Source organism: Nocardioides flavescens (genome assembly GCF_009823805.1).
GTDB lineage: Bacteria > Actinomycetota > Actinomycetes > Propionibacteriales > Nocardioidaceae > Nocardioides > Nocardioides flavescens.
In genome coordinates, this window is record NZ_WUEK01000003.1 from 372,107 (window position 1) to 391,272 (window position 19,166).

Below are 19,166 nucleotides of genomic sequence, written 5' to 3' on the forward strand. Positions count from 1 at the left end.
ATCAGCTCCCGTCGGCTCGCCGGATGAGGGTGAGGCCGTCGCGCAGCGGCACGACGACCTGCTCGACGCGGGGGTCGGCGGCCACCGCGGCGTTGAACGCGGCGATCGCCTCGCCATTGGCGGTGCTCTGCCCGCTGGTCCACGGCAGCCCCTGCATGAGGGTGTTGTCGACGACGACCACGCCGTGCGGCGCCAGCAGGCCCGACTCGAGCACCAGGTCGAGGTAGGCGGTGTAGCCGCCCTTGTCGGCGTCGACGAAGACCAGGTCGAAGACCTCGCCGGCGGCGTCGAGCTCGGCCAGCGTCTCGAGCGCCGGACCCACCCGCACCTCGACCCGCGACCCGGCCTCGGAGTCGGCCAGGCACGCCTGCGCGAACTCCGCGACGCCGGCGTCGATCTCGAGAGCGACCAGGCGTCCGTCCGCCGGCAGCGCCTCGGCCATGGCCAGGGCGGAGTAGCCGGTGAACAGGCCGACCTCGAGCACCCGCGTCGCGCGGGCCAGGTGCACGAGCGTCTTGAGCAGCTGGCCCTCGACGTGGCCCGAGAGCATCTCCTGCTCGAGGACGCCGTTGCCGCGCGGCCCGTTCCAGTCCTCGCTCGCCGTACGCCGCGCCAGCTCGGCCAGCGCGGGCGACTGCGGCGTGGTCACCGACTCGAGGTAGGGGTCGAGGCCCCGCGCCAGCTCCACGGCCGAGCGCAGGTCCTCGATCCACTCCTGGTCCACCACCGACCCCGAGGAGTCGACACGGTCGAGCAGCCCCCCGAGCCGCTCGGCCAGGATCGAGCCGGGCGTCACCGGGCGCGGGGCGCCCGGTGACGAGACGGTCGTCGGGGCAGCCGTCATGCGGTGAACGCGTCCTCGCCCTCGCCGCCACGCGGGTAGCGAGCAGCCACGGCCTTGTGCTCGGCCAGCAGCGAGTCGAGCTCGTCGCGACCCAGGTCGTTGAGGAAGCCGCAGGTGCCGATCGGCTGCGGCACGGCGGCGCGCAGCAGGCCGTCGCGGGTCTGCACGATCGAGTCGGTCGCGGAGTGGACCAGCTCGGGCGTGAGGTACGGCGAGTCGAGGGTCAGGCCGAGACGGCTCATCAGCCACAGGATCCGGTCGCGCTCGGACTCGGGGATCAGCCCGCGCTCCTTGGCGATGGTCGCCGAGAACGCCATGTCGACGTTGATGGCGTGGCCGTGGAAGTAGGGCACCTCGGGGGCCAGCTCGAGCGTGGGGCTCCAGGTGTGGCCGAAGGCGATGACCCGGTCGAGGTCGAGCTCCCACAGGTTGGGCACCTCGAGCTCGAGCATCGTCTTGATCGCGTCGTAGGTGATGCGGTCGGCGATCTCGCGCAGCTCGGGCGTCCCGTCGAGGTGGCCGAACCGGGTCGTGAGCAGGTCCTCGCCGTACTTCTCGAGCAGCTCGAAGATGCCGGCGTGGCCGACGGTCGAGATCTTGATGATCTCGGCCATGCCGTTGCGGACCTGGTCGATCGGCAGGGTCTTGAGGAAGCTGAAGTCCAGGAAGACCTGCGACGACGCGTGGTAGGCGCCGAGCCGGTTCTTGTACTTGCCGTGGTTGACGCCGACCTTGATCGAGACGCTGGCGTCGATGAGCCCGATCAGCGTCGTCGGGATCCGCAGGTAGTTGGTCGAGCGGCGGAACGCCGCGCACGCGAACCCGGCCACGTCGGTCGTCAGCCCACCGCCGACCACCAGCACCGGCTCCTTGCGCAGCAGCCCGAAGTCGGCGAACGCGTCCACGATGCGCTCGACGGTGCGCAGCGACTTCTCGACCTCGCGCACCTGCACCGGGAAGACGCTCAGCTCGAGGCCGTGGTGCTCGAAGTAGGCGCGCATCTGATCGCCGTACAGCTCCAGGACGGTCTCGTCCACGACGGCCAGGCAGCGGCCGAAGGGGCGATAGGCGTCGGCCAGCTGCACCTGCGCGACGTCGAAGACGCCGGTGACCATCGTGAGCTGGTAGTCGATCTTCTCGTAGGCCTCGACGTGGAACGCCGTCTCGGTGGCCTCGACGGTGCTGGCCGGGGAGCTGGCAGGAGAGCTGCTGGGCGACTGGGTCATCTGTGGTCCGTCTTTCAGGCGAGGCCGGCGGTGAGGGTGGAGTAGTCGAGGCGGTCGGTCTTCTCGGCGCTGCCGAAGTCCGCCTCCGCGGTGTTGTCGTTGGGGAAGGCGACGACCGTGAGGCCGGCGGCCTGGGCGGACTTCACGCCGCCGGGGTTGTCCTCGATCGCGACGGCCGAGCCGGCGTCCTCGCCCAGCTGCTCGAGCGCGCGGGTGTAGGCGTCGGGGGCCGGCTTCTTGTCGTCGACGTCCTCGGCGGTGACCACGACGTCGAAGTCGGAGCGCTGCACCGCGGGGGCGAGCGCGTCGAAGAGTGCATCGACGTTGGCCTTGGCCGTGGTGGTGACGAAGGCGAGCTTGGCGCCGGCGTCCTTGGCGGCCTTGATCGTGTCGACCACGCCGGCGCGCGGGCTCGAGGTGCCGGCGAGCCCCTTCTGGAAGAGCTCCGACTTGGTCGCGTGCACGGCCTTCGCGTCGACGTCCTCGCCGCGCTGCTCGGCGTACGCCGCGACGCGCTCGGCGCCACCGTTGCTGTCGAGGAGGGTGCGGTACTCGTCGCGGTCCCAGCGCCAGCCGAGGCCGTGCTGCTCGAACGCCTCGTTGAACGACGAGCGCTGCAGCTCGGAGGAGTCGGAGAGCGTGCTGATGGAGCCGAACAGGATGGCCGTCATGGCGAGCCTCGGTTTCTCGGGAGGAAGGGAGCTGTGAGGAGCGGGGGTGTGGCGGGGAGTGGCGCGGCGGTGCATGATCCGAGGCAGTCCCTGCGCGCGGTTCCCACCTGAGACTAGTTCCACACCTTCGCCAGGGAACCACCCTCAACCTGAACATCAGGTGCAGGTTTCGAGGCTCCTCCGAGCCCAGTGGCGCTCACAGGTCCCGCACAGCCGCGGCCGAGCGCGCACCCAGCGGGCGTCCGCAGACTCGCGGCATGAGCGAGACACCCCGCAGCGGCAACCGCTGGGAGCCCGAGCCCGAGCCCGAGCGCGGGCCCGAGAACGACGAGACCGCGCCGATCGCTCCCGTCGCCTCCGACCAGCCTCCTGCCTGGACCCCTGCCGCCCCGGCTCCCGAGGTAGCCGAGACGACCCGGCCGACCGCGCCCCGGTCGTGGGCGACGCGGACCCGCGCGGCCGTGGCGGGCGCCGCGGCCGCGGTGCTGCTCGTCGGCGGGGTCGGGGGCTTCGCCCTCGGTCGCGCCACCGCCGGCGACGGTGCCTCCCGTGACGGGCAGGTCGTGCCCACCGGGTTCCAGCAGGACGGGCAGCAGGACGGGCAGCAGGACGGGCAGCAGGACGGTGGCCGGTTCGGCGACCGCGACGGCGACGGGTTCGGACCCGGCGGCCAGATGCCGCCCGGAGGCATGGATGGAGGCACGGACGACGGGAGCGGCTTCGGCGCCCCGCCCGGCAGCGACGGGTCCACCGACGGGTCCATCGACGGCGGCGCAGGCGGCACGACGACGTGACCACGCTCCAGCCACCGGCGCCGGCCCGGCAGTCGCCGCCACCTCCTGGGCCGGCGTGCCACCCGGCACGACTCGCGGCCGACCGGACCACCCTGGACCGCGCGGTCCGGCTGGGCGCGGGGGCAGCGCTGTGGCTGAGCCTGCTCCTCGTCACCTGCTGGTGGGTCGCCGACGGCGGTCTGCGCACCGGGCTCTCCCACGGGGCCGCTGTGCTCGGGGTCGGGCAGCTGAGCGGACTGGTCGCCAGCGTGCTCCTGCTGGCGCAGGTCGTGCTGATGGCGCGGGTGCCTGTGCTCGAGCGCGCCTTCGGTCAGGACCGGCTCGCGCGCATCCACCGCGTGGTCGGCTTCGTGGGCTTCGACCTGATGGTGCTGCACGTGCTCGCCACCACCCTCGGCTACGCCGGCGGCGACCTGCTCGCCAGCCCGGGCTGGCTGTGGCGCCTCACCGTCGACTACCCGGGCATGCTGCTCGCCGCGGCCGGCACGCTCTGCCTCGTCCTGGTCGTCGTCACCAGCGTCCGCGCGGCGCGACGCCGGCTGCGCTACGAGTCCTGGCACCTGCTGCACCTCTACGCCTACCTCGGGGTCGGGCTGGCCCTGCCGCACCAGCTGTGGACCGGGACGCAGTTCGTCGGCTCGACCGCCCGCACGGTCTTCTGGTGGACGGCGTGGGCGCTCGCGGCGGGGGCCGTGCTCGGGTGGCGGCTCGGCCTCCCGGCGTACCGCACCCTGCGTCACGACCTGCGCGTCACCTCGGTGGCGCACGAGGCGCCCGGCGTGGTCTCGGTCTACGTCGGCGGCCGCCGCCTCGACCGGCTCCCGGTCAGCGCCGGGCAGTTCCTGACCTGGCGGTTCCTGGCCGGACCCGGGTGGTCACGCGCCCACCCCTACTCGCTCTCCGCGGCTCCTGACGGTCGCAGCCTGCGCATCACCGTGAAGGACCTCGGCGACGGCAGCCGCGACGTCGCCCGGCTGCGCCCCGGCACCCGGGTGGTCGTCGAGGGGCCCTACGGCCGGCTGACGGCCCGGGCCCGCCGGCGCCGTCACGTCCTGCTGGTCGGCGCCGGCGTCGGCATCACCCCGCTGCGCGCACTGGCTGAGGGGCTCGAGTGCGCCCCGGGCGAGGTCGTCGTCGTGCACCGGCACTCCGGGCAGCCGCTCTTCGCCCGCGAGCTCGACGTCCTGGCCCGCGAACGCGGCCTGCACGTCATCGACCTGCCGGGCCCGCGCGGCTCGTCGTACGCCCACGACCCGCGGGCCCTGCCTCGCCTGGTCCCAGACCTCGTGCACCGCGAGGTCTACGTCTGCGGTCCCGACGCGTGGGCCGCCGAGGTCTCGGCCGCCGTGCTGGACGCCGGCCTGTCCCGTGACCACCTCCACGTCGAGTCCTTCCGGTGGTGACCGCATGAAGCGCATCGTCCTGTCCCTGCTCAGCACCCTCTCGGCCGTCGTGCTCCTCTTCGGCTACCGCACCTCGACCTCGGGGCCCGACCTCGCCGCGACCACCGGCAGCTCGACCACCCAGACCCTCGTCCGGTCGGGCGGCACCACGACCACCGGTGACGTCGCGCAGACCCGGTGGGGTCCGGTGCAGGTGCAGATCAGCACCGACGCCGACGGCACGATCACCGACGTGCAGGTCGTGCAGTACCCGGACGGCAACCACGAGGACCAGGAGATCAACGCCTACGCGCTGCCGGTGCTCGTCGACGCGACCCTCGCCGCCCAGAGCGCCGACATCGACATGGTCAGCGGCGCGACGATCACCAGCGAGGGCTACGTGCAGTCGCTGCAGTCGGCCCTCGACCAGGCCCCGGCATGACGACCGTCGCGACGGCCCGCCGGGTCGAGCACGTGATGGGGATGCCGATCAGCCTGGCGCTGCGCGGCCGGCACACCGACGACGCCGCGGCCCGTGACGCCTGGGCGCAGGCGGTCGAGACCCTGCGCGACGTCGACCGCGTCTTCAGCACCTACCGCCCCGACTCCGTCGTGAGCCGGCTCGGCCGCGGCGAGCTCGACCTCGCCGACTGCCCGCCCGAGGTGGCCGAGGTGCTGGCCCTGGGGGAGGCCGCGCGGGTGCAGTCCCACGGCGCGTTCGACGTGCGCCGCGGCGGGGTGCTCGACCCCAGCGGCGTCGTGAAGGGCTGGGCGGTCGAGCGGGCCGCCGTCGCGCTGCGCCGGCTGTCCGAGACGGACTTCTCGCTCGGCGCGGGCGGCGACCTGGTCTGCCACGTCGCCGGCCCGGACTCGCCACCGTGGCGCGTCGGCATCGAGGACCCCCACGACCCGACCCGCGTCGTCGCCGTCGTCCCCGTGCGCGGCGGTGCGGTCGCCACCTCGGGCCTCGCGCACCGCGGCGGCCACGTGGTCGACGCCCGCACCGGTGCCGTGCCCGCGAGCGTCGCGTCGGTGACGGTGGTCCACGACGACCTCACCTGGGCCGACCTCGACGCCACCGCGGCGTTCGCGCTCGACCACGAGGCCGCCGCCTGGCTGACCGCCCGCGGCCGCGTCGGGCTCGTCGTCCGGGCCGACGGACGCCGTGAGCTCGTCGGCCCGGCGGCGACGCCGCACGACTGAGGTGTGGTCAGCCGACCAGCGCCCGCAGGAGCACCGACACCGCCGCGACGACCGACGCCGCCCCCGTCACCAACCACGCTCCGCCGATCACGGCGTCCTCCTCGTCCGCTGTCCGTCGACCACCACTCGGTGGCCCACCTCCAGGAGACGCCCTCGCGACGGCGAGGACCAGGCTCTTGACGGGTTCCGTACGGCGACCGGCCGGGTCCTGACGCACCCTTGACCCCGGCGGCGACCGACGGGCTGCCTCAGCCCGCCGGTGGCAGGTACGACGACGTCGTCCCGCCGTCGCGGTGGGCGAGGACGGCTGCGTAGACGGCGTCGGGGTCCTGGCTCCCGATGGAGGCGACGAGGTCCTCGTGGATGCGCAGCCGCGACCCGATGTACTCGTCCCGCTCGCCGGCGTCGTCGTCGAGCTCGGCCGCCGCGACGTCGGCGACCTGCGCGCAGGTCGCGAGGTAGACCGCCTTGAGCAGCTCGTTGGTCGAGATGGCGGCGATGCGCTCGTGCAGCGCCCAGTTGGCGCGCATGAAGCTGGTGAAGTCGTCGACGTGCCGTCCCATGCGCGACACGAGCGCGTCGAGGTCGCGCAGGTCGTCGTCGGTGCGGTGCTCGGCCGCGTCGAGGTTGACCTGGAGCTCCAGGGCGTCGCGGACGACGACGGCGTCGGCGACCCGCGCTGCGGGTTCGCGCAATCGCAGCAGGGTGTGACGCACGTGCACGATGGGGTCGGACTCGGCGACGAACAGCCCGCCGTTGCGACCGGGACGGATCTCGATGATGCCCCGGTCGCGCAGCAGGCGCACCGCCTCGCTGACGGTCGAGCGGGCGTACCCGGACTGCGAGCGGAGCTCGTCCATCTTGCCGACCAGCGCCCCCGGAGCCAGTCCCTGCGTGCGGATCGAGTCCTCGATCTGCTCGGCGAGCGACTCCGCGCGCGTCATCGGGCTCTTCAGATCCACGAACCGATCGTACCGTTCGGCAGGCTCCACGCCCCGGCGTCGATGTGACGGTTGACACCTCGGACGGTGGTTCGGATACTTGCGAAAGGTTCGCACAGTTTAGGAGATCCGAAATGCAGGAGCACGAGTACGACGTCGTCGTCGTGGGGTTCGGACCTGGCGGCGAGGTCCTCGCCGCGACGCTCGGTCGAGCCGGTCACCGCGTGCTGGCGGTCGAGAAGGCCTCCAACCTCTACGGCCTGCCCCGGATGACGACGCTGGACGGTGAGCTCGCCCGGGTGCTGACCAACCTGTGCGACGGCGAGCACGCGCTGCGCAACGCGATGCCGCTGACGGAGTTCCGGATGGTGGGGGCCGACGGTCAGCCGAGCCCGGCCATCGACTGGCGTGGCGACCGCGGCGGCTTCCCGGCCCACATGGCGATGCACCAGCCCGACATCGAGGAGGCGCTGGCCGAGCGGATCGCGTCGTACGACAACGTCGACGTGCGCTGGTCGACGCAGGCCACCGACTTCCGGCAGACCGGTGACGGCGTCGAGGTGACCGTCGAGCCCCGGACGGGCGAGGGGGAGCAGCAGGTCGTCACGGCGCGCTACCTGGTCGGGTTCGACGGCTCGAGCAGTGGTGTGCGCGAGGCCCTGGGCATCGAGCGCGAGGTGCTGCGCCAGCACGAGGACTGGTGGGTCCTCACGGACTTCGACGTCGTGCAGCCGCTCCCGGACGGGTTCGACGAGGCCATCGGCACGATGGACCCGCGGCGTCCGCACTTCTTCGGGCTGGCCGGTGTCGGTCGCTGCCGCAGCGACGTCAAGGTGATGCCGGGCGAGGTCCTCGAGGAGGAGAAGACCGAGGAGCGTGCGCTGCAGCTGATGGAGGAGCACCACGGCATCCCCCGCGACCACCTGCGGATGACCCGTCAGGTGGCCTACAAGTTCCGTTCGGAGATGGCCCACCGCTACCGCGTCGGCAACGTCCTCATCGGCGGCGACGCCGCGCACTCGATGACGCCGTTCATGGGCCAGGGCGCCTGCTGCGCGATGCGCGACGGGATCAACCTCGGCTGGAAGCTGAGCGCGGTGCTCTCCGGGGCGGCCGACGAGACCCTCCTCGACACCTACGAGGAGGAGCGGGTGCCCCACGCGGCGTTCTTCGTCCACGGCTCGCTGGCGACGTGGGCCGCCCTCGAGGAGCCCGACCCGGAGAAGGCCGCAGCCCGCGACCACGCCCTGCGCGCCGGACTGGTGCCGCCCCCGCCGCCGTTCCCCGGCGTCGTCGGCGGCGTGACGCGACGCGCTGCGGACGACGCGGTCGCGGGAGCCCTCGCACCGCAGGGTCGCGTCCGCCGGGACGGTCAGGAGGGCACCTTCGACGAGGTGACCCGCCCGGTGTTCGCGCTCGTCAGCTCGGTGCCGCTCGACGACGTCCTCACCGACGAGCGGCGCGACTTCCTGTCCTCGGTCGGGTGCGTCGTCGCCGTGGTCGGTGAGGGCGGAGACGTGGAGGACCTCGACGGTGTCTACGGGCGCTACCTCGACGAGCACGGCATCGTCGCGTTCCTCACCCGGCCGGACTTCTACCAGTTCGGCTCGGCGAGGGGCGCCGACGAGGTCGGACAGGTGGTCGACGACCTGCAGGTCGCGCTCGCACCCAGCCGGAGCCGCTCGGTCGAGCTGGTCTGACCGGACGAGGGTCGGGGACCGTCACTCACGGAGGAGGTCGGCCACGTCGGTCACCGAGCTCGCCTCGACCCCCGGCGCCGGTCCCTCGGGATCCACGACGTGGCCGGGCCTGACGAGGCGGACGACGCTGATGCCCGCCTCGAGGGCGCCCCGCACGTCTCGGGCCGAGCTGGCGACGTGCACGTGGGGTCCGTCCCCGGCCTGCACCCGCGCGCGGCGGTAGAGCTCGGGTGAGGGCTTGTAGGCCGCGAGCCGCTCCGAGGTCCACAGCTCGGAGGGGTCGACGAGCCCGCCGGCCTGCGTGCGACGGGCGATGTCGTCGTCGACGTTGGACAGGATGCCGATGCGCCAGGCGGAGCCGACCCGGTCGCGCAGGCGATCCAGACCCGGTCGTACGTCGTCCCACAGCGGCCAGGTGTCGACGCTCGCGAGCAGCGCTCGAGCGTCCTGCTCGACGTCGCCGACGAGCCCGAGGTGGGCGCACGTCGCCCGCCACGCCTCGGTGGCGTGCCAGGCGAACGGCCGCCAGTCGGCGAGGGTCGCCTGGGAGGCCTTGTTGCGCCGGTCCCAGTCGTCGTAGACGGTGCCGGGGTCCGTCGGCCAGCCCCTGGCCTGTGCCCACCGCGCCAGGACCGACGCAGCGCCCCGGCGTGAGTCGGTCAGGGCGCTGAACAGGTCGAAGGTGACGAGGCCCGGTGCCGGGCTGGCCGTCACAGGTGGGCGCGCAGGAAGGCGGCCGTCATGGCGAGGTGGGAGGACGCGTCGAACGCCGCGCCCTCGTGGCCCGCGCCGCCGACCACGACCAGGGTCGACTCGACGCCCGCGCGCACGAGCGCGTCGTGCAGGGCCCGGCTCTCGGTCATCGGCGTCACGCGGTCGCGGTCCCCGTGACTGATGAGGAACGGCGGAGCCGAGGGACCGACGTGGGACAGCGGGCTCGCCGCCCGGACGCGGTTCGGGTCGTCGTCGACGCTCCCGATCCCGAACAGCGGCGGCTCGACGGGCGGCGCCAGGATCGCGGTCTCCAGCCCGCTGCGCCGAGCGTTCTCCACCAGGTCGCTCTGACCGAACCAGTCGACGACCGCGTCCACCGCGCTGGACGCCTCGGCCGCGTCACCGACCTCGCCCTCGAGGTCGGGGTCCCCGGCGGTCAGCCCGAGCATGGTGGCGAGGTACGCGCCCGCGGAGGCGCCCCAGGCCGCGACCCGGTCCGTGGCGAGATCGTGGTCGTGTCCGCGGGCCCGGATCCAGCGGATCACGGCCTTCGCGTCGTGGAGCTGGGCCGGGTGGGTGGCCCCGGACGGGACCAGCCGGTAGTTCGCCGAGACCACCGCCACGCCGTACGCCGCCAACGCGGCGAGCCGCTCGGCCGCGCCCTCCGCCTTGTCTCCGACCGCCCACGCGCCGCCGTGGAAGTAGGCGACGACGGGAACGGGCTCGGCCGTGTCGGGCCGGTGGAGGTCGAGGGTGAGGGCGTGGCCCGCGACCTCGGCGTAGACGAGGTCGGTGGTGGTGGTGACGGGAAGGGTGGCGGGGTGCACGGCTGCTCCTGCGGGTGGTGTGGGCGGGTCACATGAGGACGACGGCGTTGGCCGCCGACGAGATCCCTCCGGGGGCACGGGTCGGGGTGCTCACGAACATCCCCTCGTGTACGCCGGTCCGACGGCAGTCGAGGGCGAGGTCGCGGAGCCACCACAGCTCGCCGAGCGCCATGCCGAGGCTGCCGATGAGGACGTGGTGGATGAAGCCGAACGGCGCCGCCTCTGCGGAGGTGTCGGCCGGCCAGGCCTCCACCGCGAAGGTGTCGGAGCCGACCGCTGCGATGCCCTGGTCCCACAGGTAGGCGCAGATCTCCTCGGTGTGCTCGAGCCCGGGCGCCGTGACGTGACCGGGGAGACCGGCCCGTGTGGCGCGGTCCTGCTCGACGTACCACCCCGTGAAGCCGGTGTGGAGCAGCAGCACGTCGCCGGTGCGGAACTCGACGCCGCTGTCGCGACGGGCGCGCTCGAGGTCGTCGACCCCGAACTCGACGGTCGCGGAGGGGTCGTAGGCCCGACCGGCGGCGGCCATCGACGCGGGCATGTCGAGCAGGACCCCGCGCCCCGCGATCCCGTGGGCGGCCCACACGTCGATGCCGTTGCGGCCCTCGCGGCGGATCTGCTCGGCGGTCGCCCCGTTGTAGTAGACCTCGCGGTCGCGGCCGATGTGCGCGAGGGAGTCCCACTGGCTCCCCGCCTGCGGGAAGACGTTGTCCCATGCGTCGTCGAGGCCGACTCCGCCGGGCTGGTCGATGACGCGGTGCACCGGGTTGCCGCGCGCCGGGTTGAGCGGCGGGTCGAAGGCTCCCAGGGGGAGGTCCAGCGGGAACGCCGCACCGCGGCGGACCAGGCGCGCCGCCTCGGCCACGCGCTCGGGGGTCAGCAGGTTGACGCGACCGGCCTGGTCGTCGTCGCCGAAGGCACCCCATCCGCTCCGTCCCCCGCCGGGGGAGGGCGGCAGGTCGGCGTACGCCGGGAGCACCCGCTCGTCGCTCACGCGTCCTCCCGCGGGGTCTCGGCGACGACCAGGACCACCGCGGGACGGTCGCCGTCGTTGCGCACCGTTCGGACCGTGCCCGGGGGCAGGTGCACCGAGTCGCCGCGCTCGAGCGTCCAGGTGGACTCCCCGACGCCCAGCTCGATCGCGCCGTCGAGGACGACGTAGACGGTGTGGCCGGGGTTGGCGGACGGGTCCACCCGTGCGCCGGGGAGGAACGTCGAGTGGGCGACCCGGAACCCGGGCGGCCCCCCGAGGGCGGGAGCGTGCAGTGCCCGGCCGACGACGTCGTGGTGGCCCGGCGCGTCGTAGGCCTCGCCGCCGCCGTCGCGGACCACCCGGACGCCGTCCTCGGCCGCGCCGCTCACGCCTCGACCCCGTGGTGCTGGATCGTCGTGGTGATCGGGGCCAGCCCCTGGATCGTCACGGTGACGACGTCGCCGTCGCCGAGGAAGCGCGGGGGGTCCTGGCGGTGCCCGACGCCCTCGGGGGTGCCGGTCGCGATCACGTCGCCCGGGTGCAGGGTCATGACGCTGGCCAGATCGGCGATCAGGGTGTCGACGCCGAAGATGAGCCGGTCGGTGCTCGAGTGCTGCACGCGCTCGCCGTTGACGTGCGCGCTGATGTCCCAGCCGTCCCGCGGGTCACCCACGTCGTGGGCCAGGGCGATCGGACCGAGGACGCCGCTGTCGTCGACGTTCTTGCCGAGGGTCCACTGCCGACCGCGGTGCTGGGCCCGGCGAGCCGTGATGTCGTTGAAGGCGGCGTAGCCGAGGACACCGGCCATCGCCTCCGTCTCGTCGACGTCGCAGAGCCGGCGTCCGATGACGACCGCGAGCTCGGCCTCCCAGTCGAGGCCGGGCTCGCCGCGGGGGGTCCTCACCGTCCGCCCGCTGACCCCGACGGCGGGGGTCCAGCGGCCGAAGTACTCCGGGTGGTCCGGCACGCCGAACGGGCCCTCCTGGGCGTGGTCGCGGTAGTTCAGCCCCACGCACACCACCCGCGCCGCGGGCGGCAGCGGTGGGCAGCAGTGCAGGTCGGCCGCCTCGAGGCGGGGTCCGTCCGACCCCGCCGCCAGGTGAGCCGCGGGGTCAGCCCAGAAGCGACCGGTCTCGCCCAGGGGGCTGACGGTCCCGTCGTCGTGGAGGAGGCCGACCTGGGCGGTGCCGCTGTGGTCGTATCCGATGAGGGGCACGGGTGGACCTGCTGTCTGTCTGCTGTCGGTCTGGTGGGGTGGCGGTGGAGTGGCGGTGGAGTGGCGGTGGGGTGGCGGTGGTGCGCCGGTGTCGACCGGCTCAGGCCGGCGGGCGCAGGACGACGAGGTGGGCGTCGGTGTCCGAGACGTTGACCAGCTCGCGCGTGCTGCCGCGCGCGATCGCGACGGTGTCGTAGGGGCCGAGGTCGGTCGACGTCCCGTCGACGGTGATCCTGAGGTGGCCGCGGGCGACGAGGTAGACGACGTCGCCGGACTGCGGTGTGGCCTCGGCGCCGGCACCGGGCGGGTAGACCGAGATCGCCAGGCTGAGGAAGGTCGCCGGGTCCACGCCGTCCAGCACCCGGCGGGGCCGGACCCCGCCGTGGTGGCGCGGTGAGACGAACTCCGGCGCGTCGTCCCAGCGGACCAGCGCCGTCACGCCCGCCGCCGTCACGCCCGCCGCCGTCCCCGCCGCCGCGTCAGCGTCGCTCACTGGGCGAGCTTGGCCATGAGGTCGGCCCAGAAGGACACCTCGGCCCAGCCGTCGATCACGACCGACTTGTTCGTGAACAGCCACCGGCCGTCGTCCTGGCGCGCGAGGGTGTCGTCCCACCGGCCCCAGTGGTCGGGCTGCGCGATGTCGGTGTAGGCGATGAAGTAGGTGTCGGCGCGGGCCACGTCGGGCGTGGGGAAGTCGACGACGCACGTGGTGATGTGGTGGCGGATGAAGTCCGGCTCGCCCGTCGCCACGATGGTCCTGATCTCGGTGGGCGGCACGGCGTGACCGTTCGGCAGCGTGAAGGTGCCGTCGGGAGTCCACAGCGGCACCATCGCGTCGAAGTCCGCAGCCTCCTTCGCGAGGTGTGCGTAGCGGTGGACGGTGTCGAGCACGGCGCTCTTGGCCGCGGCGCGGTCGTGCGCACTCAGGGAATCGGTGCTCATGCGATCTCCTCGGGAGGTCAGGATGACGCGGGACGTGACAGCAATTACAGTACAACCGTTCGGATGTTTTGTCGCGGGCGGTCCGCTCGGCGACGGACGGGGCGAGAGGTGGAGATCGTGAGCACTGGCGTGGGCGACGCGGGCACGGGCGGCGAGCGGCCGTCGTACGAGGACCCGGAGACGATCCAGAAGCTCCTGGTGGGGGCCATCGGCATCCTCGACACCTTCGATGCCGAGCAGCGGCGGGCGGCGGTGCTCGACTTCGACGACCCGGCCCGGCTCGACTGGGACATCATCCCGAGACCGGACCGCACCGGGGTCTCGCTCCACCAGCTGGACCGGCACCAGAAGGTGGCCGTGCTCGAGATGGTCCGGCTGGCCACGTCGTACGAGGTGTTCACCAAGGTCCTGGCGATCATGCAGCTCGAGCACGTGCTGCGCGCCCGGGAGACCGACTTCCTGGGCTTCGCCGCGCCGCTCTGGCGCACGTCGGACTCCTACTTCTTCACCGTCTTCGGACGGCCGGGCTTCGAGGACACGTGGTCGTTCCGGTTCCTCGGCCACCACGTCTGCCTCAACGTCACCGTGGTCGAGCAGCGCTGGCTGTCGACGACCCCGAGCGCCCTGGGCCAGCAACCGGTCAATGATCCCGGGGTCCTCGACCCGCTGCGCGACGACGAGGGCCTCGCCTTCGCGCTGCTCGACGCCCTCGAGCCCGCACAGGCCGACGCCGCGCTCGTCCACGCCGTGGCGCCGGCCGACTTCGTGACGCGCCAGGTCCCGAGGGTCGGCGCCGTCGAGTACCCCGACACCTACGACCTCGGGATGCCGCAGTACCAGATCGGGACGGCCGACCGGGAGGCGCTCGCCTGGAGGCGGGACGCGCCGGGTGGCCTGTGCGCCGCCGAGATGACCGATGACCAGCGAGCCCTCCTGAGCGACCTCGTCGCGGTCTACCTCGCGCGCTGCCCCGACCGGCTCGCGGCGGAGTACGCCGCGGAGCTGGAGGCCGAAGGTCCGGAGCGGCTGTTCTTCGCGTGGGCCGGGGTCCGTGACCGCACCGATGCGCACTACTTCCGCATCACCAGCGGCCGGCTGCTCATCGAGACGGTCAACGCGGTCGACCACGGCGACCACCTGCACTCCGTGCTGCGCGACCTCGACCAGGACTTCGCGCACGACCTGCTCGGCGCGGCCGCGGAGCGCAGCGCGCGCGAGGGGAGTCATCTCGACACGCGCACGACCAGCAGCGAGGTGACCGGGCTGCGCCACGTGGACGGGGCCTGGTGATCGGCCGTCGCGTGTCCCGCATCGCGTGGACGCGTCGCCCTGATCGGCCGGATCAGGCCATCTTGTGACCTTGATTACTCCCGACCCGGGTTTGTAGCGTGAGGCCGGCGGCAGTGCTGAAACGATTCAACCAAGTCAGCCCTGACGCATAAACAGCTACAACACCTCGGACGAGAGCGGACCATGAGACGAACGGCGCGCGCCGCAACGGCGATCCTCACCCCACTGCTGATGACCTCGGCGGCCCTGAGCCTGCAGGCCGGGAGCACTCCCGCGACGGCCGCTCCTGCCGGCGCCGTGCAGCTGTCCCTGCGCACCGACGACATGGTGGACCCCCTCGGCACGGGCAACGCCACCCCGGCGTTCTCCTGGAAGATCTCCGACACGGCCGCGACCGGGCTGTCGCAGACCGGCTACGAGCTGCGGGTCGCGTCGTCGGCCGCCACGCTCGCGCAGGGGGCCGGCGACCTCTGGCAGACGAGCGGCACGGGTGCGGCGCAGCGCGTGACCTACGCAGGCAGGGCGCTGACCTCGCGGGAGAAGGTCTTCTGGCAGGTCCGGGTGACGCTGTCGAACGGCACCACCAGTGCCTGGAGCGACCCCGCGACCGTCGAGCTGGGCCTGCTCGCGCAGAGCGACTGGACCGGTGACTGGATCACCGACCCGGCCTGGCAGAGCACCACCAACCCGGTCACGGTGTCGGTGCCCACGACGACGGCGCGCTACGTCCGCCTCGACGTGTCGAAGATGGGGCTGCCCGTCACCGAGAACAACAAGACCGAGTACTTCGTCCAGCTCGCCGAGCTCACCGTCTCGCGCAGCGGCGGCGACAACCTCGCGAAGGGTGCCACGGTCACGGCCTCCTCCGACCTGGGCAACTACGGCTGGAAGACTTCGTACCTCACCGACGGTGTCCTCGACACCAACGACGGCGGCGCCCGCGGCTGGACGACCTGGGGTCCGCAGACCAGCAACACCGGCGGAGCCCCGCACTGGGTCACCGTCGACCTGGGCGCGAGCAAGACCTTCGACCAGGTCACGCTCTACCCCCGCACCGACACCCAGTCCGCGGACGGCCGCACGCCGTCGTTCCCGGCGGACTACACCCTCAAGGCGGGTGACTCCACCTCGTCGCTGAGCCAGATCAAGGCCGTGACCGGCCAGGTCGCGCCGCCTGTCCCCGTCAAGCCGCAGGCGCTGCCGGTGCTGGCGCGCGACTTCCAGCTCGACACCACCAAGACGGTGGCCTCGGCGCGCCTCTACGCCGCGGGTGTCGGCATCTTCGTGCCGAGCCTCAATGGTCGCTCGGTCACCGACAACGTCCTCGAGCCCGGCTACACCGACTACGACGAGCGGGTCGAGTACTCCGTCTACGACGTCAAGGACGAGCTGAACGCCGGGGCCAACGCGCTCGGCATCGAGCTCGGCACCGGACTGGCGTGGGCCCAGAGCGAGAAGGGCCGCTACGCCAAGATCACCTCGCTCATCACCCCGCCGCGAGCCCTGGCCCAGCTGGAGGTGCGCTACACCGACGGCACCGTGCAGCGGGTCGTCACCGACGACTCCTGGCGCACCGAGCAGGGCGCCACCACGATGGCGCAGTGGTACGGCGGCGAGGACTACGACGCCCGCCGCGCGATCCCGGGATGGAACGAGCCCGGCACGGACCGCTCGTCGTGGGACCAGGCCGCGGAGGTCGCCACCCCCGCGACCGGCCCGGAGCTGATCGCCCGTGACGCGCCCGCCCTGAAGGTCGTCGACACGATGGAGGCCGCGGCGCCGACCACCCCCGCGACGGGCGTGCAGGTCTACGACCTCGGCACCAACGTCGCCGGCTGGCCCGAGCTGACCATCGACGCTCCGAAGGGCACCTCGGTCCAGATCTGGATCGGCGAGCTCCTCTCGAACGGTCGGGTCTCGCAGAACTGGGCGACCACCGGCACTCCGATCTACGACACCTTCACCAGCGACGGGACCCCCCAGACCTGGCACCCGAAGTTCGTCTACCACGGCATGCAGTACCTCGAGGTCCGCGGCGTCACCTCCGACGTCAAGATCAGCGGGGTCAAGGCACGCGTCATCCGCGCCGACAACGATCAGGTCGGCTCGCTGGACACCTCCGACCCGATGATCGACGCGGTGCATCGCCTGGTGGACCGCGCCGTGCAGGGCAACATGTACAGCGTCCTCACCGACTGCCCGGACCGCGAGAAGCTCGGCTGGATGGAGCAGAACCATCTGGTCTTCGGCACCATCATGCGCAACTACGACGTCGCGGCCTACGCCCGCAGCGTCGTGCAGAAGATCGCCGACGCCCAGCTCCCGAACGGGATGGTCCCGGACACCGCGCCGGAGTACGCCATCTTCGGCGGCGGCTTCCGCGACGACCCCAACTGGGGCTCGGCCATCGTGCTGATGCCGTGGGCGATGTACGAGAACTACGGCGACATCCAGACCCTGCAGCGGTTCTGGCCGACCATGGTCAAGTACGTCGACTACCTCGACACCCGCGCGTCGGGCGACCTCGTCAACTACCCCGAGGGTCTCGGTGACTGGGCCGAGCAGCTCTCGGGCAGCGCCCGGACCCCGATCAACCTCGTCGCCAACTTCGGCTACTACCGGGCGGTCGACGGGATGGCCAAGACTGCGGCCGCCCTCGGCAAGACCGATGCGGCAGCGGCGTACGCCGCCCAGGCGCAGCGCATCCGTGCGGCCTTCACCCAGGCCTACTACAACCCCTCCACCCAGACCGTGGGCAACGGCTCGCAGGCCAGCGGCGTGCTGGCCCTCGACATCGGGGCCGTCCCCGAGGCGGGACGCCAGGCGGTGTTCAACAAGGTGATCGCCGACATCCAGGCCAAGAACACCCACCTCTCGGTCGGTGAGATCGCGCTCCCGTCGGTCTACCGCGTGCTGTCGGCCTACGGTCGCGACGACCTCGTGCACACCCTCACGGTGCAGACGACCAAGCCCAGCTTCGGCTTCTTCGTCCAGAACGGTGCCACGTCGCTCCCGGAGTACTGGGACGACACGAACGGGTCGCGCAACCACTTCATGCTCGGCGCGATCGACGAGTGGTTCTCCATGCACCTCGTCGGCATCGACCAGGCGCCCGGCTCCATCGCCTTCGAGCAGCTGACCTTCACCCCGTCGGTCGTGGGAGGCATGACCCACGCCGAGGGCGGCTACGAGACCCCGTACGGCCACGTCGAGTCCTCGTGGCAGAAGGCCGCCGACGGCAAGCTCACCATGCAGGTCGAGGTCCCGGTCGGCTCGACCGCAGTCGTCAACGTCCCGCTCGCCGCGGGCGTCGACGCGGCCTTCGTGCCGGCCTACCCCACCGGGGCGACGTACACCGGACGCAGCACCCTGCCGAACGGCACCTACGCCACGTTCCGGGTCGGCAGCGGCTCGTGGACCTTCGGTCCGGGGGCCGCGCCGGTCGCGCCGCCCACGACCGACCCGGGCACGGGCACCGACACCGGAACGGGCACGGGCACCGGCGCCGGCGACGTGGCCGCTCCGGTCGCGACGGCGGCCCCGACGGTGAGCGGCACCCCGCTCGTCGGCGAGGTCCTCTCGGCCACGACCGGCACGTGGACCTCGGGCTCGACGACCGGTTACGCCTACCAGTGGCTGGCCGACGGCCAGCCCCTGCCGGGCGCGACCGGTGCGTCGCTGACCCTGCCGGCTGCGGCCGCCGGGACCCAGGTGTCGGTCCGGGTCACGGCCACCGCAGCCGGCCGGTCGGCCACCTCCGACTCCTCCGCGGTGCAGGTCTTGGCTCCGGCGTCGCTGAAGGCGCGAGCGGGAGGGACCTCGGCCACGGGAGTCCGGCTGACGGTGAAGCTGAAGGCCGCAGCGCCCGTGGCCGTCGACGGCACCGTGGTGGTGAAGGTGGCGGGCAAGCGCTACAAGGTGAAAATGCGTGGCATCCGCAAGGACGCGGTGAGGCTCACCGTCCGTCTCGCGCCGGGCCGCCACAAGGTGAAGCTGTCCTACTCGGGCAGTGACGCCGTCGCCGCGACCACCGAGGTCGTGAAGGTCACCGTGCGGCGCTGACGCGGCCCGCTGACAGCGTGCACCACCGACTCGAGGTGCCCGGTCCCCCCGGCCGGGCACCTCGGTCGTTCCCCCGTCCCGACACGTCCAGCGCGAGGAGCCCCGAGGTGTCCCACGCCCTCCCCCCGCACCGGAGCGAGGACGCCCTGCGCCTCGACGAGACCGACCTGCAGATCCTCCGGCTCATCTCGGAGGGCGTCACCGTGGACGGCGCCGCGCGACGCGTCAGCCTCTCCGAGCGGACGGTGCGGCGCCGGCTCAGCTCGATCGCCACGGAGATGGGCGTCGGCACGACCATCGAGGCGGTCGTCACCGCGGTGCGCCGCGGCCTCATCTGAGTCCTCCGCGGGTCCGGATCCGGCCACGAGCCGGCCGAACCCT

19 protein-coding genes are annotated in these 19,166 nt (G+C 72.8%); 8 read left to right on the forward strand and 11 right to left on the reverse strand.

Annotated elements, in window-relative coordinates; all coding sequences use genetic code 11:
• Position 1: 1 nt before the first annotated feature.
• Genes GRQ65_RS06935 through GRQ65_RS06945 form a run of 3 tightly spaced genes read right to left on the reverse strand, consistent with a single transcriptional unit; the run spans position 2 to position 2,741 of the window.
• Positions 2-844 (reverse strand): O-methyltransferase, encoded by an 843-nt coding sequence (locus GRQ65_RS06935; RefSeq protein ID WP_160876499.1) that lies wholly within the window; start codon positions 842-844, stop codon positions 2-4.
• Entirely contained in the window at positions 841-2,070 is a 1,230-nt protein-coding gene (locus GRQ65_RS06940) for a sedoheptulose 7-phosphate cyclase (RefSeq protein ID WP_160876501.1), read from the reverse strand. Before GRQ65_RS06940 ends, GRQ65_RS06935 begins: the two co-directional genes overlap by 4 nt.
• Positions 2,071-2,084: 14 nt before the next feature.
• Positions 2,085-2,741 (reverse strand): HAD-IA family hydrolase, encoded by a 657-nt coding sequence (locus GRQ65_RS06945; protein WP_160876503.1) that lies wholly within the window; start codon positions 2,739-2,741, stop codon positions 2,085-2,087.
• 257 nt (positions 2,742-2,998) lie between these two features.
• Here GRQ65_RS06945 and GRQ65_RS06950 point away from each other — a divergent pair, with 257 nt between their 5' ends.
• The 4 genes from GRQ65_RS06950 to GRQ65_RS06965 are packed head-to-tail and all read left to right on the forward strand — an operon-like array spanning position 2,999 to position 6,120.
• Positions 2,999-3,535: a hypothetical protein gene (locus tag GRQ65_RS06950; protein WP_160876505.1), complete on the forward strand. Its 537-nt coding sequence runs from the start codon at positions 2,999-3,001 to the stop codon at positions 3,533-3,535.
• Positions 3,532-4,938, forward strand: a complete 1,407-nt coding sequence (locus GRQ65_RS06955; RefSeq protein WP_337191543.1) for a ferredoxin reductase family protein — start codon at positions 3,532-3,534, stop codon at positions 4,936-4,938. The genes GRQ65_RS06950 and GRQ65_RS06955 overlap by 4 nt, the downstream gene beginning before the upstream one ends.
• Positions 4,939-4,942: 4 nt before the next feature.
• Positions 4,943-5,359 (forward strand): FMN-binding protein, encoded by a 417-nt coding sequence (locus GRQ65_RS06960; protein WP_160876507.1) that lies wholly within the window; start codon positions 4,943-4,945, stop codon positions 5,357-5,359.
• Complete coding sequence (locus GRQ65_RS06965) at positions 5,356-6,120, forward strand: FAD:protein FMN transferase (RefSeq protein WP_202387686.1); 765 nt, start codon at positions 5,356-5,358, stop codon at positions 6,118-6,120. Before GRQ65_RS06960 ends, GRQ65_RS06965 begins: the two co-directional genes overlap by 4 nt.
• A 248-nt stretch (positions 6,121-6,368) precedes the next feature.
• On the opposite strand, the gene GRQ65_RS06970 is transcribed toward GRQ65_RS06965, so the two are convergent.
• Positions 6,369-7,082 carry an FCD domain-containing protein gene (locus tag GRQ65_RS06970; protein WP_202387687.1) on the reverse strand — a complete coding sequence of 238 codons (714 nt, stop codon included), beginning with the start codon at positions 7,080-7,082 and terminating at the stop codon, positions 6,369-6,371.
• A 113-nt stretch (positions 7,083-7,195) separates the two neighbouring features.
• Here GRQ65_RS06970 and GRQ65_RS06975 point away from each other — a divergent pair, with 113 nt between their 5' ends.
• On the forward strand, positions 7,196-8,761 hold the full coding sequence (locus GRQ65_RS06975) for a bifunctional 3-(3-hydroxy-phenyl)propionate/3-hydroxycinnamic acid hydroxylase (protein WP_160876509.1): 1,566 nt from the start codon (positions 7,196-7,198) through the stop codon (positions 8,759-8,761).
• A gap of 21 nt (positions 8,762-8,782) precedes the next feature.
• Here GRQ65_RS06975 and GRQ65_RS06980 read toward each other — a convergent pair whose 3' ends face one another.
• The 7 genes from GRQ65_RS06980 to GRQ65_RS07010 all read right to left on the reverse strand — a co-directional run bounded on the left by GRQ65_RS06980 (position 8,783) and on the right by GRQ65_RS07010 (position 13,433).
• A complete protein-coding gene (locus GRQ65_RS06980; protein ID WP_160876511.1) occupies positions 8,783-9,475 on the reverse strand; it encodes an HAD family hydrolase in 693 nt (230 codons plus the stop codon).
• Positions 9,472-10,302 carry an alpha/beta hydrolase fold domain-containing protein gene (locus GRQ65_RS06985; RefSeq protein WP_160876513.1) on the reverse strand — a complete coding sequence of 277 codons (831 nt, stop codon included), beginning with the start codon at positions 10,300-10,302 and terminating at the stop codon, positions 9,472-9,474. The genes GRQ65_RS06980 and GRQ65_RS06985 overlap by 4 nt, the downstream gene beginning before the upstream one ends.
• Before the next feature lie 28 nt (positions 10,303-10,330).
• On the reverse strand, positions 10,331-11,296 hold the full coding sequence (locus tag GRQ65_RS06990; protein WP_160876515.1) for a cyclase family protein: 966 nt from the start codon (positions 11,294-11,296) through the stop codon (positions 10,331-10,333).
• Positions 11,293-11,664: a cupin domain-containing protein gene (locus GRQ65_RS06995; protein ID WP_160876517.1), complete on the reverse strand. Its 372-nt coding sequence runs from the start codon at positions 11,662-11,664 to the stop codon at positions 11,293-11,295. The genes GRQ65_RS06990 and GRQ65_RS06995 overlap by 4 nt, the downstream gene beginning before the upstream one ends.
• The gene (locus GRQ65_RS07000; protein ID WP_160876519.1) at positions 11,661-12,491 is read right to left on the reverse strand and encodes a fumarylacetoacetate hydrolase family protein; all 831 of its coding nucleotides are present in this window, start codon (positions 12,489-12,491) and stop codon (positions 11,661-11,663) included. The genes GRQ65_RS06995 and GRQ65_RS07000 overlap by 4 nt, the downstream gene beginning before the upstream one ends.
• Before the next feature lie 100 nt (positions 12,492-12,591).
• The gene (locus GRQ65_RS07005) at positions 12,592-12,984 is read right to left on the reverse strand and encodes a cupin domain-containing protein (RefSeq protein WP_160876521.1); all 393 of its coding nucleotides are present in this window, start codon (positions 12,982-12,984) and stop codon (positions 12,592-12,594) included.
• Positions 12,981-13,433: a nuclear transport factor 2 family protein gene (locus tag GRQ65_RS07010; protein ID WP_160876523.1), complete on the reverse strand. Its 453-nt coding sequence runs from the start codon at positions 13,431-13,433 to the stop codon at positions 12,981-12,983. Before GRQ65_RS07010 ends, GRQ65_RS07005 begins: the two co-directional genes overlap by 4 nt.
• Positions 13,434-13,550: 117 nt before the next feature.
• Between GRQ65_RS07010 and GRQ65_RS07015 the strand changes: the two genes are divergently transcribed.
• The 3 genes from GRQ65_RS07015 (at position 13,551) to GRQ65_RS07025 (ending at position 19,123) form a co-directional block, all read left to right on the forward strand.
• Positions 13,551-14,723, forward strand: coding sequence for a DUF3500 domain-containing protein (locus tag GRQ65_RS07015; protein WP_202387688.1), 1,173 nt, complete (start codon positions 13,551-13,553; stop codon positions 14,721-14,723).
• A gap of 183 nt (positions 14,724-14,906) precedes the next feature.
• Entirely contained in the window at positions 14,907-18,785 is a 3,879-nt protein-coding gene (locus GRQ65_RS07020) for a family 78 glycoside hydrolase catalytic domain (protein ID WP_160876527.1), read from the forward strand.
• Between the two features lie 107 nt (positions 18,786-18,892).
• Positions 18,893-19,123, forward strand: coding sequence for a LuxR C-terminal-related transcriptional regulator (locus GRQ65_RS07025; protein ID WP_160876529.1), 231 nt, complete (start codon positions 18,893-18,895; stop codon positions 19,121-19,123).
• Positions 19,124-19,166 lie beyond the last annotated feature (43 nt).

What these genes read in the sequence shown, in the direction of transcription:
- GRQ65_RS06935 (WP_160876499.1), bottom strand. Translation starts at nt 844, where the DNA reads ATGACGGCTGCCCCGACGACCGTCTCGTCACCGGGCGCCCCGCGCCCG.
- GRQ65_RS06940 (WP_160876501.1), bottom strand. Translation starts at nt 2,070, where the DNA reads ATGACCCAGTCGCCCAGCAGCTCTCCTGCCAGCTCCCCGGCCAGCACC.
- GRQ65_RS06945 (WP_160876503.1), bottom strand. Translation starts at nt 2,741, where the DNA reads ATGACGGCCATCCTGTTCGGCTCCATCAGCACGCTCTCCGACTCCTCC.
- GRQ65_RS06950 (WP_160876505.1), top strand. Translation starts at nt 2,999, where the DNA reads ATGAGCGAGACACCCCGCAGCGGCAACCGCTGGGAGCCCGAGCCCGAG.
- GRQ65_RS06960 (WP_160876507.1), top strand. Translation starts at nt 4,943, where the DNA reads ATGAAGCGCATCGTCCTGTCCCTGCTCAGCACCCTCTCGGCCGTCGTG.
- GRQ65_RS06965 (WP_202387686.1), top strand. Translation starts at nt 5,356, where the DNA reads ATGACGACCGTCGCGACGGCCCGCCGGGTCGAGCACGTGATGGGGATG.
- GRQ65_RS06975 (WP_160876509.1), top strand. Translation starts at nt 7,196, where the DNA reads ATGCAGGAGCACGAGTACGACGTCGTCGTCGTGGGGTTCGGACCTGGC.
- GRQ65_RS07010 (WP_160876523.1), bottom strand. Translation starts at nt 13,433, where the DNA reads ATGAGCACCGATTCCCTGAGTGCGCACGACCGCGCCGCGGCCAAGAGC.
- GRQ65_RS07020 (WP_160876527.1), top strand. Translation starts at nt 14,907, where the DNA reads ATGAGACGAACGGCGCGCGCCGCAACGGCGATCCTCACCCCACTGCTG.